Here is a 15,927-nt window from a genome sequence, read left to right as displayed (position 1 = left end):
CGCCGCCAAACTTGGCTGCCAGCACGGTCGTGATTGCTGCGGTCAGCGTGGTCTTGCCATGGTCAACGTGACCGATGGTCCCGACGTTCACGTGCGGTTTCGTCCGCTCGAATTTTTCCTTGGCCATTTTTAGTCCTTAATTGATCAACGCATCACTTCTTGTTGATGATGGCTTCCGCGACGTTGCGCGGCGCTTCGGAGTAGTGCTTGAACTCCATCGAGTAGGTCGCACGACCCTGGGTCAGCGAGCGCAGCGTGGTCGAGTAACCAAACATCTCGGCCAGCGGCACTTCGGCCCTGATGACCTTCATGCCCGCAACGTCGTCCATGCCCTGGACGATGCCACGACGCCCCGAGAGGTCACCCATGACGTTGCCCATAAAGTCTTCCGGCGTTTCCACTTCAACCGACATCATCGGCTCAAGCAGCACCGGATTGGCCTTGCGCATACCATCCTTGAAGCCCATCGAGGCGGCCATCTTGAACGCGTTTTCGTTCGAGTCCACATCGTGGTACGAACCGAAGTGCAGCGTCACCTTGACGTCCACCACCGGGAAGCCAGCCAGCACGCCGTTAGGCAGCGTTTCCTGCAGGCCCTTGTCCACCGCGGGGATGTACTCGCGCGGCACGACGCCACCCTTGATCGCGTCAACGAACTCGTAGCCCTTGCCCGGCTCGTTCGGCTCGATCTTGAGCACAACGTGGCCATACTGACCACGACCGCCGGACTGCTTGACGAACTTGCCTTCGGCATTCTCGACGGTGCCGCGGATCGTTTCGCGGTAGGCAACCTGCGGGGCGCCCACGTTCGCCTCGACACCGAACTCGCGCTTCATGCGGTCGACGATGATCTCGAGGTGCAGTTCGCCCATACCGGAGATGATGGTCTGACCCGACTCTTCGTCCGTGCGAACACGGAAGGACGGATCTTCCTTCGCAAGGCGGTTCAGCGCGACGCCCATCTTTTCCTGGTCGGCCTTGGTCTTCGGCTCCACGGCGACGTGAATCACCGGCTCCGGGAATTCCATGCGCTCAAGCATGATCACCTTTTCCAGATCGGAAAGGGTGTCACCCGTCGTCACTTCCTTCAGACCGATCGCTGCAGCGATGTCGCCGGCGCGAACTTCTTCGATCTCTTCACGGTTGTTCGCGTGCATCTGCACGATACGACCGATGCGCTCTTTCTTGCTCTTGACCGGGTTGTAGATCGTGTCGCCCGACTTCACCACGCCCGAATAGACGCGGAAGAAGGTCAGCTGACCCACGAACGGGTCGGTCATCAGCTTGAATGCAAGCGCGGAGAACGGCGCATCATCGGTCGCCGGACGGGTGTCGGCGGAGCCATCTTCCTTCTCACCGTCAACCGGCGGGATGTCGACCGGCGAAGGCATGTAGTCGATGACAGCGTCGAGCATCGCCTGGACGCCCTTGTTCTTGAACGCCGAGCCACACAGCATCGGAACGATCTCACCCTTGATGGTGCGATCACGCAGCGCCGCCTTCAGATCGGCCTCAGACAGGTCACCTTCTTCAAGGTACTTGTTCATCAGCTCTTCCGATGCTTCGGCCGCGGCCTCGACCATCTTCTCGCGCCATTCCTTGCACTTGGCAGCCAGTTCAGCCGGGATCTCGCCGTACTCGAACTTCATGCCTTGCGAAGCGTCATCCCACCAGATGGCCTTCATCTTGACCAGATCAACGACGCCACGGAAGTTGTCTTCCGCACCGATCGGCACCTGGATGGGGATCGGGTTGGCCTTCAGGCGCGCGCGCATCTGATCGTGAACCTTGAAGAAGTCCGCACCCTGGCGGTCCATCTTGTTCACGAAGGCGAGACGCGGAACACCGTACTTGTTGGCCTGGCGCCAAACGGTTTCCGACTGCGGCTGAACGCCACCAACGGCACAGTAAACCATGCACGCGCCATCGAGCACGCGCATCGAGCGCTCCACTTCAATCGTGAAGTCGACGTGCCCCGGGGTGTCGATGATGTTGACGCGGTGCTCGGGCAGAGACAGGTCCATGCCCTTCCAGAAACAGGTCGTCGCGGCCGACGTAATCGTGATGCCGCGCTCTTGCTCCTGCTCCATCCAGTCCATGGTGGCAGCGCCATCATGCACTTCACCGATCTTGTGATTGACACCGGTGTAGAACAGGATGCGCTCGGTCGTGGTGGTCTTGCCGGCGTCAATGTGCGCCGAGATACCGATATTACGGTACCGCTCGATCGGGGTTTTGCGTGCCACGGTAGTAACCTCTACCTAAACGAAAGTCCGCAGCAGGTGCGGACAGAAAATCGGTACTTCTGGAAAAGCAATCGAGCCCTTTTCAGGGCCCGACTGCTCTGCGACGGGTCGCAATCAGAAGCGGAAATGCGAGAACGCCTTGTTCGCTTCTGCCATACGGTGAACTTCTTCGCGCTTCTTCATCGCAGCGCCGCGACCTTCAGAGGCCTCGAGCAGCTCACCAGCCAAGCGCTGAGCCATCGATTTTTCCGAACGCTTACGCGCAGCTTCGCGGATCCAGCGCATCGACAGCGCCATACGACGCGACGGACGCACTTCAACCGGAACCTGGTAGTTCGCACCGCCAACGCGGCGGCTCTTCACTTCCACGACCGGCTTGACGTTGCTGATTGCGCTACCAAACACCTCGAGCGGATCCTTGCCGCCCTTGGTCGAGATCACTTCCAGCGCGCCATAGACGATGCGCTCGGCGACGGCCTTCTTGCCGCTCTGCATGATCACGTTGATGAATTTCGAGACATCCTGGCTGCCGAATTTCGGATCCGGCAGGATATCCCGCTTAGGTACTTCGCGACGACGGGGCATTTCAACCTCCTGCTATTTCGAAAGGGATCAGGACTTCTTCGGACGCTTCGCGCCGTACTTGGAGCGCGACTGCTTCCGATCCTTGACGCCCTGGAGGTCAAGCGAACCGCGGACGATGTGATAACGCACACCCGGCAAGTCCTTCACACGACCACCGCGGATCAGGACCACCGAGTGCTCCTGAAGGTTGTGACCTTCACCGCCGATGTACGAGATAACCTCGAAACCGTTGGTCAGGCGAACCTTGGCGACTTTACGAAGCGCCGAGTTCGGCTTCTTCGGGGTCGTGGTGTAAACGCGGGTACAGACGCCGCGCTTCTGCGGACAGGCTTCGAGAGCCGGCACTTTGCTCTTGGAGACCGGGGTTTCCCGACCCTTACGAACGAGTTGATTGATTGTTGGCATTACTTTTCCTCGGATCGCACCACCGATGAAACACGGATTGGGCCGCGATCAAGACACAGGAAGGCCGACCCCGCAAGGTCGACCCACTAAAGAGGCCGGATTGTAGCCAACCCGGCCCCGAAGCGTCAACGACGCCTTATTCCGACTGCGCGCCTTCGACCGCCGCCGGCTCGTCATTGAAACTGCCCGACGGCGGCAGATCAAAGGTTGCGCCGGACTGCGCGCGCCGAGCACGGTGGTAGGCAAGGCCAGTACCGGCCGGGATCAGACGGCCGACGATGACGTTTTCCTTCAGGCCGCGCAGTTCGTCGCGCTTGCCCAGGATGGCCGCTTCGGTCAGCACGCGCGTGGTTTCCTGGAAGGAAGCCGCGGAGATGAACGAGTCGGTCGACAACGAGGCCTTCGTGATACCCAGCAGCATGTACTCGTACTGCGCCGGCAGACGACCCTCCGCGATGAGCTTGTCGTTCTCGTCCAGCACTTCCGAACGCTCGACCTGCTCTTCACGGATGAACTTGCTATCGCCCGGATCAGTGATGACCACGCGACGCAGCATCTGGCGAACGATCACCTCGATGTGCTTATCGTTGATCTTCACACCCTGCAGGCGATACACGTCCTGCACTTCCTCGATGATGTAGCGCGCGAGCTCTTCGACACCCTTGAGACGCAGGATGTCATGCGGGTCGGCCGGGCCGTCCACGATCAACTCGCCACGCTGCACCACCTGGCCGTCGTGCACCATCACGTGCTTGTCCTTCGGGATCAGGAACTCGTGCACCGTGCCGTCAGGCTCGGTGATCACCAGACGCTGCTTGCCCTTGGTGTCCTTACCGAACGACAGCGTACCGGTGACATCCGCCAGCATGCCGGCATCCTTCGGCGAACGCGCTTCGAACAGTTCCGCCACACGCGGCAGACCACCGGTAATGTCACGCGTCTTCGCCGATTCCTGGGGGATACGCGCCAGCACGTCACCGACCGAAACCTGCTGACCGTCCTTCACCGTGATCAGCGAGCCGACCTGGAAGGTAATGGTCACTGCATGATCGGTGCCGGCAATCTTCACTTCTTCGCCTGCTTCGTTGATCAGCTTGACCTGCGGACGCACGCCCTTGGTCGCCGACTGGCCACGGCGCTTGGCGTCGATGACGACCAGCGTGGACAGACCGGTGACTTCGTCGATCTGCTTGGCAACCGTCGCACCTTCTTCGACGTTCTCGAACTTGATGGTGCCCGAGTACTCGGTGATGATCGGACGGGTGTGCGGATCCCAGGTAGCCAGTTGTGCACCGGCCTTCACCGCGCCGCCATCTTCAACCAACAGCGTGGCACCGTACGGGATCTTGTGCCGCTCGCGCTCGCGGCCCATTTCGTCGGTCACGACGACCTCGGCCGAGCGGGCGATCACGACCTTCTCGTCCTTGGCGGTCGTCACATAGCGGGTGTTGCCCGCGTAGCGGACCACACCCGCCGACTTGGCTTCGACCGAGCTGGCAACTGCAGCTCGCGACGCGGCACCACCCACGTGGAAGGTACGCATCGTCAGCTGCGTGCCCGGCTCACCGATCGACTGCGCGGCGATAACGCCGATCGCTTCGCCGGAGTTCACCAGATTGCCGCGGCCGAGGTCACGGCCGTAGCACTTGGCGCACATGCCGTAGCGGGTTTCGCAGGTGAGCGGCGTACGCACGCGCACTTCGTCCACGCCAAGCGCGTCGATCAGGTCGCACGCATCTTCGTCGAGCAGCGTGCCGGCGTAGATTGCAGTCTCCTGCGTATCCGGATTCACGACGTCGTCAGCGGCAGTGCGGCCCAGAATGCGGTCGCGCAGCGGCTCAACAACTTCACCGCCTTCGATGATCGCGCGCATCGTGAAGCCGAGCGCGGTACCGCAATCGTCTTCGGTGACCACGAGGTCCTGCGTCACGTCGACCAGACGACGCGTCAGGTAGCCGGAGTTCGCCGTCTTCAACGCCGTATCCGCGAGACCCTTACGAGCACCGTGGGTGGAGATGAAGTACTGCAGAACGTTCAGACCTTCGCGGAAGTTCGTCGTGATCGGCGTCTCGATAATCGAGCCATCCGGCTTCGCCATCAGGCCGCGCATACCGGAAAGCTGACGGATCTGAGCCGCGGAACCCCGCGCGCCCGAGTCGGCCATCATGTAGATCGCGTTGAGCGATTCCTGGCGGACTTCCTTGCCGAGGTGGTTGATCACCGGTTCGGTGCCCAACTGCTCCATCATCGCCTTGGCGACCTGGTCACCCGCACGACCCCAGATATCAACGACCTTGTTGTAGCGCTCGCCGTCGGTCACGAGACCCGAGGTGTACTGCTGCGCGATTTCCTTCACTTCGTGCGCAGCGGCGGCAATGATGTCCTGCTTCGAGGTCGGCACCAGCATGTCACGCACCGCAATCGACAGACCGGCACGCGTCGCGAGACGGAAGCCGAACTGCATCAGGCGGTCAGCGAACACCACGGTTTCCTTCAGGCCGCAACGGCGGAAGGCGTGGTTGATCAGCTTCGAGATCTCTTTCTTCTTCAGCGCCTTATCGATCACCGAGAACGGCAGACCGGCAGGCAGAATCTCGGAGAGGATCGCGCGACCGATGGTGGTGTTGTAGCGCGTGATCTTCTCGCGCTTTTCGCCTTCCGGCGTCAGCTCGACTTCACGCACACGGATGAACACGCGAGCGTGCAGCGATGCCTGACCCGATTCGTAGGCACGCTTTGCCTCGGCGACATCGATGAAGGCCATGCCTTCGCCCGGCACGTTCACCGCTTCGCGAGTGGCGTAATACAAGCCCAGCACGACGTCTTGCGACGGCACGATGATCGGCTCGCCGTTCGCCGGCGACAGCACGTTGTTGGAAGACAGCATCAGCGTGCGGGCTTCCATCTGCGCTTCGAGCGACAGCGGGACGTGCACGGCCATCTGGTCACCGTCGAAGTCGGCGTTGAACGCCGCACAGACGAGCGGGTGCAGCTGGATCGCCTTGCCTTCAATCAGCGTCGGTTCAAAGGCCTGAATACCAAGGCGGTGCAGCGTCGGCGCACGGTTCAGCATGACCGGATGCTCGCGGATCACCTCTTCGAGGATGTCCCACACCATCGGTTCCTGGCTTTCGACCATCTTCTTCGCCTGCTTGATGGTGGTGGCATAGCCACGCAGCTCAAGCTTGTTGAAGATGAAAGGCTTGAACAGCTCGAGCGCCATCAGCTTGGGCAGACCGCACTGATGCAACTTCAGCTGCGGACCCACGGTAATCACCGAACGGCCCGAGTAGTCGACGCGCTTACCGAGCAGGTTCTGACGGAAGCGACCGCCCTTACCCTTGATCATGTCGGCGAGCGACTTGAGCGGACGCTTGTTCGCGCCGGTCATCGCCTTACCGCGACGGCCGTTGTCGAGCAGAGAGTCGACCGCTTCCTGCAGCATGCGCTTTTCGTTGCGCACGATGATGTCCGGCGCCTTGAGCTCGAGCAGACGCTTCAGGCGGTTGTTCCGGTTGATCACGCGGCGATACAGGTCGTTCAGGTCGGAGGTCGCGAAGCGGCCACCGTCCAGCGGCACCAGCGGGCGCAGATCCGGCGGCAGCACCGGCAGCACTTCCATGATCATCCAGTCGGGGCGGATGCCCGACTGCGTGAAGGCCTCCAGCACCTTGAGGCGCTTGGCGATCTTCTTGATCTTGGCTTCCGAGCCGGTGGTCTCGAGCTCCGAACGCAGGCGCTCGATTTCGCGCGGCAGGTCGATCGAGCGCAGCAGTTCGCGCACGGCCTCGGCACCCATCAACGCGGTGAACTCGTCACCGTACTCTTCGGTCTTCGCGATGAAGTCTTCTTCAGTCAGCAGCTGACCGCGCGTCAGCGGGGTCATGCCGGGATCGACGACCACGAAGCCTTCGAAGTACAGCACGCGTTCGATATCGCGCAGGGTCATGTCGAGCACCATGCCGAGGCGGCTCGGCAGGCTCTTCAGGAACCAGATATGGGCGACCACCGAGGCCAGCTCGATGTGACCCATGCGCTCACGGCGAACCTTGGCCAGCGTGACTTCCACGCCGCACTTTTCGCAGATCACACCGCGGTGCTTGAGGCGCTTGTACTTGCCGCACAGGCACTCGTAGTCCTTCACCGGGCCAAAGATCTTGGCGCAGAACAGACCATCGCGTTCCGGCTTGAACGTCCGGTAGTTGATGGTTTCCGGCTTCTTCACTTCACCGAAGGACCAGGAGCGGATCTTCTCCGGGGACGCGAGACCAATGGTGATCGCGTCGAACTCTTCCTCGTTCGGCAGGCTCTGTTTGAACAGATCAGCGAGCAGGCTTTTCATCTTTCGTCACTCCATTCCGAGACGGCTCGGCCGTCTCAGTAGCGGTCCAGGTCGATGTCGATCGCCAGCGAACGGATTTCCTTCACCAGCACGTTGAAGGATTCCGGCATTCCGGCATCGATCTTGTGTTCGCCCTTGACGATGTTTTCGTAGACCTTGGTACGACCGGTCACATCGTCCGACTTCACCGTCAGCATTTCCTGCAGCGTGTAGGCGGCGCCGTAGGCTTCCAGCGCCCACACTTCCATTTCACCGAAACGCTGACCACCGAACTGCGCCTTACCGCCCAGCGGCTGCTGGGTGACGAGCGAGTACGGGCCAGTCGAACGCGCGTGCATCTTGTCGTCGACCAAGTGGTGCAGCTTCAGCATGTGCTTGTAGCCAACCGTCACCTTGCGCTCGAACGCTTCACCGGTGCGGCCGTCGAACAAGGTGACCTGCTCGCCGCCTTCGAGGCCGGCCAGCTTGAGCATCTTGCCGATTTCCTCTTCGGTCGCGCCGTCGAACACCGGCGTTGCGAAGGGCACGCCCTTGGTCAGGTTCTGCGCCAGTTCGACCACTTCGCCGTCGGTCAGGGAGTCGATTTCCTCGTCCTTGCCGCTGGTGTTGTATATCTCGTTCAGCAGCGAGCGCACTTCCTTGGCGGTGGCCTGGCGACGCAGGGTCTCGTTGATCTTGTTGCCCAGGCCCTTGGCTGCCCAGCCAAGGTGGGTTTCAAGGATCTGACCAATGTTCATCCGTGACGGCACGCCCAGCGGGTTCAGCACGATATCGACGGCGGTGCCGTTTTCCATGTACGGCATGTCTTCGACCGGAACGATCTTCGACACCACACCCTTGTTACCGTGACGGCCGGCCATCTTGTCACCAGGCTGCAGGCGACGCTTCACAGCCAGATAGACCTTGACCATCTTCTGCACGCCCGGGGGCAGTTCATCGCCCTGCGTGAGCTTCTTCTTCTTCGCTTCGAAAGCGAGGTCGAAGTCCTTGCGGGTCTTCTCCAGACCTTCCTTCAGCGACTCAAGCTGCTGAGCGATGGTCTCGTCGGCCATGCGGATATCGAACCAGGAATGCGGCTCGACCTGGTCGAGGTAGTCCTTGGTGATCGCAGTGCCCTTGGCGAGCTTCTTCGGACCGCCGTTGGCGACCTGGCCAATGATCAAACGCTCGATACGCGAGAACGCATCGCGCTCGACGATACGCATCTGGTCGCCCAGATCCTGGCGGAAGCCACGCAGCATGTCGTCGATGATCGACTGGGCGCGCTTGTCGCGCTCGATGCCTTCACGGGTGAAGACCTGCACGTCGATGACGGTACCGTTCATGCCGGACGGCACGCGCAGCGAGGTGTCCTTCACATCGGACGCCTTCTCACCGAAGATCGCACGCAGCAGCTTCTCTTCCGGCGTCAGCTGGGTTTCGCCCTTCGGCGTGACCTTGCCGACCAGCACATCACCCGCATCGACTTCTGCGCCGATGTAGACGATGCCGGACTCGTCGAGGCGGCCGAGTTGCGCTTCGCCCAGCGATGCGATGTCGCGGGTAATTTCTTCGGCGCCGAGCTTGGTGTCACGCGCCACAACCGTCAGTTCCTCGATGTGGATCGAGGTGAAGCGGTCGTCGGCCACCACGCGTTCGGAGATCAGGATCGAATCTTCGAAGTTGTAGCCGTTCCACGGCATGAACGCGACCAGCATGTTCTGGCCCAGCGCGAGTTCGCCGAGGTCGGTCGATGCGCCGTCCGCCAGCACATCACCCTTCGCAATACGGTCACCATTCTTCACGACCGGACGCTGGTTGATGTTGGTGTTCTGGTTCGAGCGGGTGTACTTGGTGAAGTTGTAGATGTCGACGCCGACTTCGCCCGGCACCGTTTCATCGTCGTTCACACGCACCACGACGCGGCTCGCATCGACATAGTCGACCACACCGCCGCGCAGTGCCTGCACGGTCGTTCCCGAGTCCACTGCCACGGTGCGCTCGATACCGGTACCGACCAGCGGCTTCTCCGGACGCAGGCAGGGCACGGCCTGACGTTGCATGTTCGCGCCCATCAAGGCGCGGTTCGCATCGTCGTGCTCAAGGAACGGGATCAGCGAGGCGGCGACCGACACGATCTGCGACGGCGACACGTCCATGTACTGAACCTGATCCGGCGTCACGAGGGTGAATTCACCCTTGTGGCGGCATGAGACGAGTTCGTCGATCAGCGCGCCGGTGCCATCGAGCTCGGCGTTTGCCTGCGCGATCACGTAGCCGCCTTCTTCGATTGCGGACAGGTAATCGATCTGCTCGGTCACCTTGCCGTTTTCGACCTTGCGGTACGGCGTCTCAAGGAAGCCATGGCGGTTGGTCGTCGCGTAGACGGCGAGTGAGTTGATCAGGCCGATGTTCGGACCTTCCGGCGTCTCGATCGGGCACACACGACCGTAGTGGGTCGGATGCACGTCGCGCACTTCAAAGCCTGCACGCTCGCGCGTCAGACCGCCCGGGCCGAGTGCCGAGACACGACGCTTGTGCGTGATCTCGGACAGCGGGTTGGTCTGGTCCATGAACTGCGACAGCTGCGACGAACCGAAGAACTCCTTGATCGCGGCCGAGATCGGCTTGGCGTTGATCAGATCGTGCGGCATCAGGTTGTCGGATTCGGCCTGGTTCAGGCGCTCCTTGACGGCACGCTCGACACGCACGAGGCCGGCGCGGAACTGGTTTTCCGCCAGTTCGCCAACGCAGCGCACGCGGCGGTTGCCGAGGTGATCGATATCGTCGATTTCGCCACGACCGTTGCGCAGCTCAACCAGCACACCGACCACCGCGAGGATGTCGTCGTTGCAGAGGACGCCAGCGCCCTCCTCGCCCTGCGGGCCGACACGCTCGTACAGGCGACGCTGCCATTCCGGCGCCTTGTCATCCAGACGTTCCGGATAGGCGCGGCGGTTGAACTTCATGCGGCCGACGGAGGACAGGTCGTAGCGTTCCGGCGCATAGAAGAGGCCCTGGAACAGCGCTTCGACCGCATCTTCGGTCGGCGGCTCGCCCGGGCGCATCATACGGTAGATCGCAACGCGCGCCTGCCACTGGTCGGCCGTTTCATCCGAGCGCAGCGTCGACGAAATGTAGGCGCCACGATCGAGGTCGTTGATGTACAGCGTCTCGAAAGACTGCACACCACCACGCGACAGCTTGGCGAGCACTTCTTCCGTGATCTCGTCGTTGGCGCGCGCGATCAGTTCGCCGGTCTCGCTATCGACGACGTTCTTCGCCAGCACGCGGCCGAGCAGGAAGTCCTCGGGGACCGCCATCGTCTTGATGCCGGCTTCGTTCAGCTCGCGGATGTGCTTAGCGGTGATCCGCTTGTCCTTCGCGACGATCACCTTGCCATTGCCGTCGGTGATGTCGAAGCGCGCGACTTCGCCGCGCAGACGTTCCGGCACCAGTGCGAATTCGAACTCCGAGCCCTTCAGGTTGAAGGTGTCGAAGTCGTGGAAGGTCGCGAGAATGTCCTCGGCGGTCATGCCGATCGCCTTCAGCAGGATCGTGACCGGCATCTTGCGGCGACGGTCCACGCGGAAGAACAGGAAGTCCTTCGGGTCGAACTCGAAGTCCAGCCAGGAGCCGCGGTAAGGAATGATGCGGGCCGAGAACAGCAGCTTGCCGGAGCTGTGCGTCTTGCCGCGGTCGTGCTCGAAGAACACGCCCGGCGAACGATGCAGCTGGGAAACGATGACCCGCTCGGTACCGTTGATCACAAAGGAACCGGTCGTCGTCATGAGCGGAATCTCGCCCATGTAGACTTCCTGTTCCTTCACTTCCTTGACGGTTTCCTTGGCAGCTTCCTTGTCGAGGATCACCAGACGCACGCGGGCGCGCAGCGGCGACGCGAAGGTCAACCCGCGCTGCTGACATTCCTTGACGTCGAACGCCGGTTCACCGAGCGCGAAGTAGACGAACTCCAGACGGGCGTTGCCGGAATGCGAGGTGATCGGGAAGATCGATTTGAAAGCGGCCTGAAGCCCCTGATCACGACGAGCCTGCGGCGGCACATCGGCCTGCAGGAAGGACGTGTAGGACTCCAGCTGAGTAGCGAGGAGGAAAGGCACATCGAGAACGTCCGCACGTTTTGCGAAGCTCTTGCGAATGCGCTTTTTCTCGGTGAACGAGTAGGCCATGAGTTCTCCGGTAAGCGAAGGGCACTGGCAGTCCGTCCGTATGACCCCCCGGAGTCATTTATGGTTCGGACTGGCTAGCCTCGACTGGGGTTGCGGATCTGGTGGCTGGCCTCTACCAACCTCTGGCGGACGACGGAAGCGCGGGGTCCGAAGCCCCGGCAGAACTCCCGTCCGACCAGTTCCTGTCTTCTGCAGTCGATTCAGAAGACACAGGAAAAACCGCCGAATCGACGGGTTTTCCTGTGCGTCCCGAAAAAAGCACAAAAGGCTGGTGACGCCGAAACGTCACCAGCCCATGCTTTCGCAGGTCGATTACTTGACTTCGACCTTGGCGCCAGCGTCTTCCAGCTGCTTCTTCAGCGCTTCGGCGTCGGCCTTGGCGATGCCTTCCTTGACGGGCTTCGGAGCGCCGTCGACCAGGTCCTTCGCTTCCTTCAGGCCCAGGCCGGTCGCAGCACGCACGACCTTAATGACTTCAACCTTCTTGTCGCCGGCGGCAGCCAGGACAACGGTGAACTCGGTCTGCTCTTCAGCAGCAGCAGCCGGGCCAGCGGCCGGGCCAGCAACAGCCATCGCAGCGGCGGACACGCCGAACTTCTCTTCGAACGCCTTCACGAGGTCGTTCAGTTCCATAACCGTCATCGAGCCGACGGCTTCCAGGATGTCGTCTTTGGTGATTGCCATGTCAAAACACTCCAAATTCAGATTCGTACAAACCGTACAGAAAACCGGACCAACCGATCAGGCGGCAGAGCCTTCGGCTTCGCGCTTCTTGGCCAGTGCGCCAAGCGCCACAGCCATGCCCGAAACCGGCGCCTTCATCACACCCAGCAGCTTGGCGAGGAGTTCCTCGCGGCTCGGGATGCTTGCCAGCGCCTGAACGCCCGCCTTGTCGAGCACTTTGCCCGCGTAGCAGCCAGCCTTCAGCTTCAGTTTGTCGTTGGTTTTCGCGAAGTCGTTCAGCACCTTGGCTGCAGCGACAGGATCGGCCGAGAAGCTGTAAATCAGCTGGCCAGTCATGTGCTCGGCAAGGCCGGCGAAGGCGGTGTCAGCCACCGCACGACGCGCCAAGGTGTTCTTCAACACGCGCAGGTAAACGCCAGACGCGCGTGCCTTCGCACGCAGCACGGTGACGTCGGTCACCTCAATGCCTGCGTACTCCGCCACGACAACGGTCTGCGCGTTGGCCAGCTGTGCAGCGACCTCGGCTACGACGGCTTTCTTGTCGTCTAGATTCAGACCCATGAGGTCTTTCCTCCTATCAAGTCAACTCGCGACGATCCTTGCGGACCGCCACACCCACGGCGACCTGGATCAGGAGCGTGCCGGCCTAGGCCGGCGAAATCCTGTTCTGGATACACCGTCTGCGCAGGTTGTTCGCACGATTAAGCTCTCGGCCAAAACCTCGAGCACCCGCGGTCTTTGACGATCCAAGCCACCCGGAGGTGGCTTGGCCCAAAGTTCTTGCTATTGCGGTGGCGCTACGCCACCGCGCCACATCAGGCGGAGACGCTGGTGGGTTCGACGCGGACGCCGCCACCCATCGTGCTCGAAACCGCCATCTTGCGGATGTACTGACCCTTCACGGCAGCCGGCTTGGCCTTGACCAGCGCATCAACCAGCGCGCCAAGGTTCTGCTGCAGCGCTTCAACCGTGAACGAAGCACGGCCGATAGTCGCGTGAATGATGCCGGCCTTGTCGGTACGGTACTGCACCTGACCCGCCTTGGCGTTCTTCACCGCGGTGGTGACATCCATCGTCACGGTGCCAACCTTCGGGTTCGGCATCAGGCCGCGCGGACCAAGGATCTGGCCCAGCGCGCCGACGACGCGCATCGCGTCCGGCGTAGCGATACACAGATCGAAATCGATCGTGCCGCCCTTGACCTGCTCAGCCAGATCATCGAAACCGACAACATCTGCACCAGCAGCCTTCGCTTCTTCAGCCTTGGCGCCCTGCGCAAACACGGCCACGCGCACCGACTTGCCGGTACCGGCAGGCAGCACGACAGAGCCACGCACCAGCTGGTCCGACTTCTTGGCATCAACGCCAAGGTTCACCGCCACGTCGACGGATTCGTCGAACTTCGCGGTCGAGGTTTCCTTCACCAGCGCGAGCGCTTCGGCAACGGTGTAGACACGGTTGCGATCGATCTTCGCGCGCAGAGCCTGCAGACGCTTCGATTGCTTAGCCATCTCAGAGGCCCTCCACGGTGATGCCCATGCTGCGCGCGGAGCCAGCGATGGTACGGACAGCGGCTTCCAGGTCGCCGGCGGTCAGGTCGACCTGCTTGGCCTTGGCGATCTCTTCGCACTGAGCGCGGGTGATCTTGCCAACCTTGTCGGTATGGGGCTTCGGCGAACCCTTCTGCAGACCAGCAGCCTTCTTGATGAGGATCGTCGCGGGCGGCGTCTTCATGATGAAGGTGAAGGACTTGTCCGCGAAGGCAGTGATCACCACCGGAATCGGAAGACCGACTTCCATGCCTTGCGTCTTGGCATTGAAGGCCTTGCAGAATTCCATGATGTTCAGGCCGCGCTGACCGAGCGCCGGGCCGATTGGGGGCGACGGGTTCGCCTTGCCGGCCGGCACCTGCAGCTTGATGTAGCCGATGATTTTCTTTGCCATGATGGCTCCTGATTGATGAGTGAAAGCGCGCGTTCGGCGAACCTACTTGCGCTCCTCAACGCCCCGCCGCTTGCACGACGTGGCAAGGCCCGCACGAGGCGGGCCGGTACGACTTAAACTTTTTCGACTTCGCCGAAACTCAATTCGACAGGCGTCGCGCGCCCGAAAATCGTGACCGACACATTGAGTCGGCTCTTTTCGTAATTCACCGACTCGACGTTGCCGTTGAAGTCCGCGAAGGGGCCTTCCTTCACGCGCACCATCTCGCCGATTTCGAACAGCACCTTCGGCTTCGGCTTTTCGACGCCTTCCTGCACCTGCTGCAGAATCTTGTCGACTTCCTTCTGCGTGATCGGAGTCGGCTTGTTGGCCGTGCCGCCGATGAAGCCGGTGACCTTGGGCGTGCTCTTCACCAAGTGCCAGGACTCATCGTCCATGTCCATTTCCACCAGCACATAGCCGGGGAAGAACTTGCGCTCGGTCGTGACCTTCTGGCCGTTGCGCATTTCGACAACTTCTTCGACCGGTACCAGGATCTGGCCGAACTTGTCCTGCATGCCGGCGCGTGCAATGCGCTCGACCAGTGCACGCTGCACCGACTTCTCGAAGCCGGAATAGGCGTGTACCACGTACCAGCGCATGCTCATGAATGCCTCCAGCCGAGGATCAGGTCATACAGCGCCCACTCGAGCGACTTGTCCGCAACCCACAGAAAGATCGCCATGACGACAACGAAGGCGAACACGATGCCGGTCGTCTGCAAGGTTTCCTTGCGCGTCGGCCAGACAACCTTCTTGACCTCGGTCACGGCGTCGGCCGCGAACACGGCAAAGCGGCGGCCAGGCTCGGTCACCCATGCCACGGCGACGCCAGCAGCGACGCCGGCGAGGACGACGAGCACGCGAAGCACCGTCGGCTGCGCAGAGAGTAGATAGAAGCCAGCCACGCCGGCAGCCACGAGCAGCAGCGCCAGCGCAAACTTGATTTTGTCGGCCATGGGTGGAAATTACCCGCTATGCGTTGTGGCAGGGGCAGAGGGAATCGAACCCCCAACCTTCGGTTTTGGAGACCGACGCTCTGCCAATTGAGCTATGCCCCTGCAGCAGAGACTACAAAGCTCCAGCGAAGACCGGAGCTTGTCGCAGGCGCCCGACTTTCATCGGACGCCCACTCGGAAACAACAATTACTCGATGATCTTGGCGACGACGCCAGCACCAACGGTACGACCACCTTCGCGGATCGCGAAGCGCAGACCTTCTTCCATGGCGATCGGGGCGATCAGCTTGACAGTGATCGACACGTTGTCGCCCGGCATGACCATCTCGGTGCCTTCCGGCAGCGCGATCGAACCGGTCACGTCGGTGGTACGGAAGTAGAACTGCGGGCGGTAGTTGTTGAAGAACGGGGTGTGACGACCACCTTCATCCTTCGACAGCACGTACACTTCACCGGTGAAGTGGGTGTGCGGCGTGATCGAACCCGGCTTGGCCAGAACCTGGCCACGCTCGACGTCTTCACGCTTGGTGCCGCGCAGCAGCACGCCGACGTTGT

At 61.5% G+C, this 15,927-nt stretch carries 12 protein-coding genes, 1 tRNA gene and 1 pseudogene; all 14 read right to left on the bottom strand.

The genetic code is table 11. The features are described 5' to 3' along the window. The coding region (locus HH302_RS22080) for a GTP-binding protein (protein WP_253946095.1) at positions 1–127 on the bottom strand (127 nt) is incomplete at its 3' end. Positions 128–152: 25 nt separating this feature from the next. Next, positions 153–2,246 (bottom strand): elongation factor G, encoded by a 2,094-nt coding sequence (gene fusA / locus HH302_RS22075; RefSeq protein WP_172205345.1) that lies wholly within the window; start codon positions 2,244–2,246, stop codon positions 153–155. A 114-nt stretch (positions 2,247–2,360) separates the two neighbouring features. Beyond that, a complete protein-coding gene (gene rpsG, locus HH302_RS22070) occupies positions 2,361–2,831 on the bottom strand; it encodes a 30S ribosomal protein S7 (RefSeq protein ID WP_172205342.1) in 471 nt (156 codons plus the stop codon). Between the two features lie 27 nt (positions 2,832–2,858). Continuing rightward, complete coding sequence (gene rpsL / locus HH302_RS22065) at positions 2,859–3,236, bottom strand: 30S ribosomal protein S12 (protein ID WP_172205340.1); 378 nt, start codon at positions 3,234–3,236, stop codon at positions 2,859–2,861. 136 nt (positions 3,237–3,372) lie between these two features. After that, positions 3,373–7,578, bottom strand: coding sequence for a DNA-directed RNA polymerase subunit beta' (gene rpoC, locus HH302_RS22060; protein ID WP_172205337.1), 4,206 nt, complete (start codon positions 7,576–7,578; stop codon positions 3,373–3,375). A 35-nt stretch (positions 7,579–7,613) separates the two neighbouring features. Next, positions 7,614–11,747 (bottom strand): DNA-directed RNA polymerase subunit beta, encoded by a 4,134-nt coding sequence (gene rpoB / locus HH302_RS22055; protein ID WP_172205334.1) that lies wholly within the window; start codon positions 11,745–11,747, stop codon positions 7,614–7,616. Positions 11,748–12,059: 312 nt separating this feature from the next. Further along, a complete protein-coding gene (gene rplL, locus HH302_RS22050) occupies positions 12,060–12,431 on the bottom strand; it encodes a 50S ribosomal protein L7/L12 (RefSeq protein WP_172205331.1) in 372 nt (123 codons plus the stop codon). A 57-nt stretch (positions 12,432–12,488) separates the two neighbouring features. Then, positions 12,489–12,992: a 50S ribosomal protein L10 gene (rplJ, locus tag HH302_RS22045; RefSeq protein WP_172205328.1), complete on the bottom strand. Its 504-nt coding sequence runs from the start codon at positions 12,990–12,992 to the stop codon at positions 12,489–12,491. A 254-nt stretch (positions 12,993–13,246) separates the two neighbouring features. Continuing rightward, positions 13,247–13,942: a 50S ribosomal protein L1 gene (gene rplA, locus HH302_RS22040; protein ID WP_172205325.1), complete on the bottom strand. Its 696-nt coding sequence runs from the start codon at positions 13,940–13,942 to the stop codon at positions 13,247–13,249. 1 nt (position 13,943) lies between these two features. Then, positions 13,944–14,375 carry a 50S ribosomal protein L11 gene (gene rplK, locus HH302_RS22035; protein WP_172205322.1) on the bottom strand — a complete coding sequence of 144 codons (432 nt, stop codon included), beginning with the start codon at positions 14,373–14,375 and terminating at the stop codon, positions 13,944–13,946. Between the two features lie 113 nt (positions 14,376–14,488). Then, entirely contained in the window at positions 14,489–15,022 is a 534-nt protein-coding gene (gene nusG, locus HH302_RS22030; protein WP_172205319.1) for a transcription termination/antitermination protein NusG, read from the bottom strand. Further along, positions 15,019–15,372, bottom strand: coding sequence for a preprotein translocase subunit SecE (secE, locus tag HH302_RS22025; RefSeq protein ID WP_172205316.1), 354 nt, complete (start codon positions 15,370–15,372; stop codon positions 15,019–15,021). Before secE ends, nusG begins: the two co-directional genes overlap by 4 nt. 26 nt (positions 15,373–15,398) lie before the next feature. Further along, positions 15,399–15,474 (bottom strand) — tRNA-Trp (locus HH302_RS22020). 85 nt (positions 15,475–15,559) lie between these two features. Next, positions 15,560–15,927 (bottom strand): annotated as a pseudogene (gene tuf / locus HH302_RS22015) (elongation factor Tu); the annotation flags it as partial.

This window comes from Niveibacterium sp. COAC-50 (assembly GCF_013184235.1).
GTDB lineage: Bacteria > Pseudomonadota > Gammaproteobacteria > Burkholderiales > Rhodocyclaceae > Niveibacterium > Niveibacterium microcysteis.
Note: the sequence above shows the minus strand (reverse complement) of the source record. Positions and strands in the feature narration are given on the sequence as shown.

Excerpts from the sequence above, each read along its gene's own strand:
- rplA (WP_172205325.1), bottom strand. The coding sequence starts at position 13,942 with ATGGCTAAGCAATCGAAGCGTCTGCAGGCTCTGCGCGCGAAGATCGAT.
- rpoC (WP_172205337.1), bottom strand. The coding sequence starts at position 7,578 with ATGAAAAGCCTGCTCGCTGATCTGTTCAAACAGAGCCTGCCGAACGAG.
- nusG (WP_172205319.1), bottom strand. The coding sequence starts at position 15,022 with ATGAGCATGCGCTGGTACGTGGTACACGCCTATTCCGGCTTCGAGAAG.
- rplL (WP_172205331.1), bottom strand. The coding sequence starts at position 12,431 with ATGGCAATCACCAAAGACGACATCCTGGAAGCCGTCGGCTCGATGACG.
- rpsG (WP_172205342.1), bottom strand. The coding sequence starts at position 2,831 with ATGCCCCGTCGTCGCGAAGTACCTAAGCGGGATATCCTGCCGGATCCG.
- rplJ (WP_172205328.1), bottom strand. The coding sequence starts at position 12,992 with ATGGGTCTGAATCTAGACGACAAGAAAGCCGTCGTAGCCGAGGTCGCT.
- rpsL (WP_172205340.1), bottom strand. The coding sequence starts at position 3,236 with ATGCCAACAATCAATCAACTCGTTCGTAAGGGTCGGGAAACCCCGGTC.
- secE (WP_172205316.1), bottom strand. The coding sequence starts at position 15,372 with ATGGCCGACAAAATCAAGTTTGCGCTGGCGCTGCTGCTCGTGGCTGCC.
- rplK (WP_172205322.1), bottom strand. The coding sequence starts at position 14,375 with ATGGCAAAGAAAATCATCGGCTACATCAAGCTGCAGGTGCCGGCCGGC.
- rpoB (WP_172205334.1), bottom strand. The coding sequence starts at position 11,747 with ATGGCCTACTCGTTCACCGAGAAAAAGCGCATTCGCAAGAGCTTCGCA.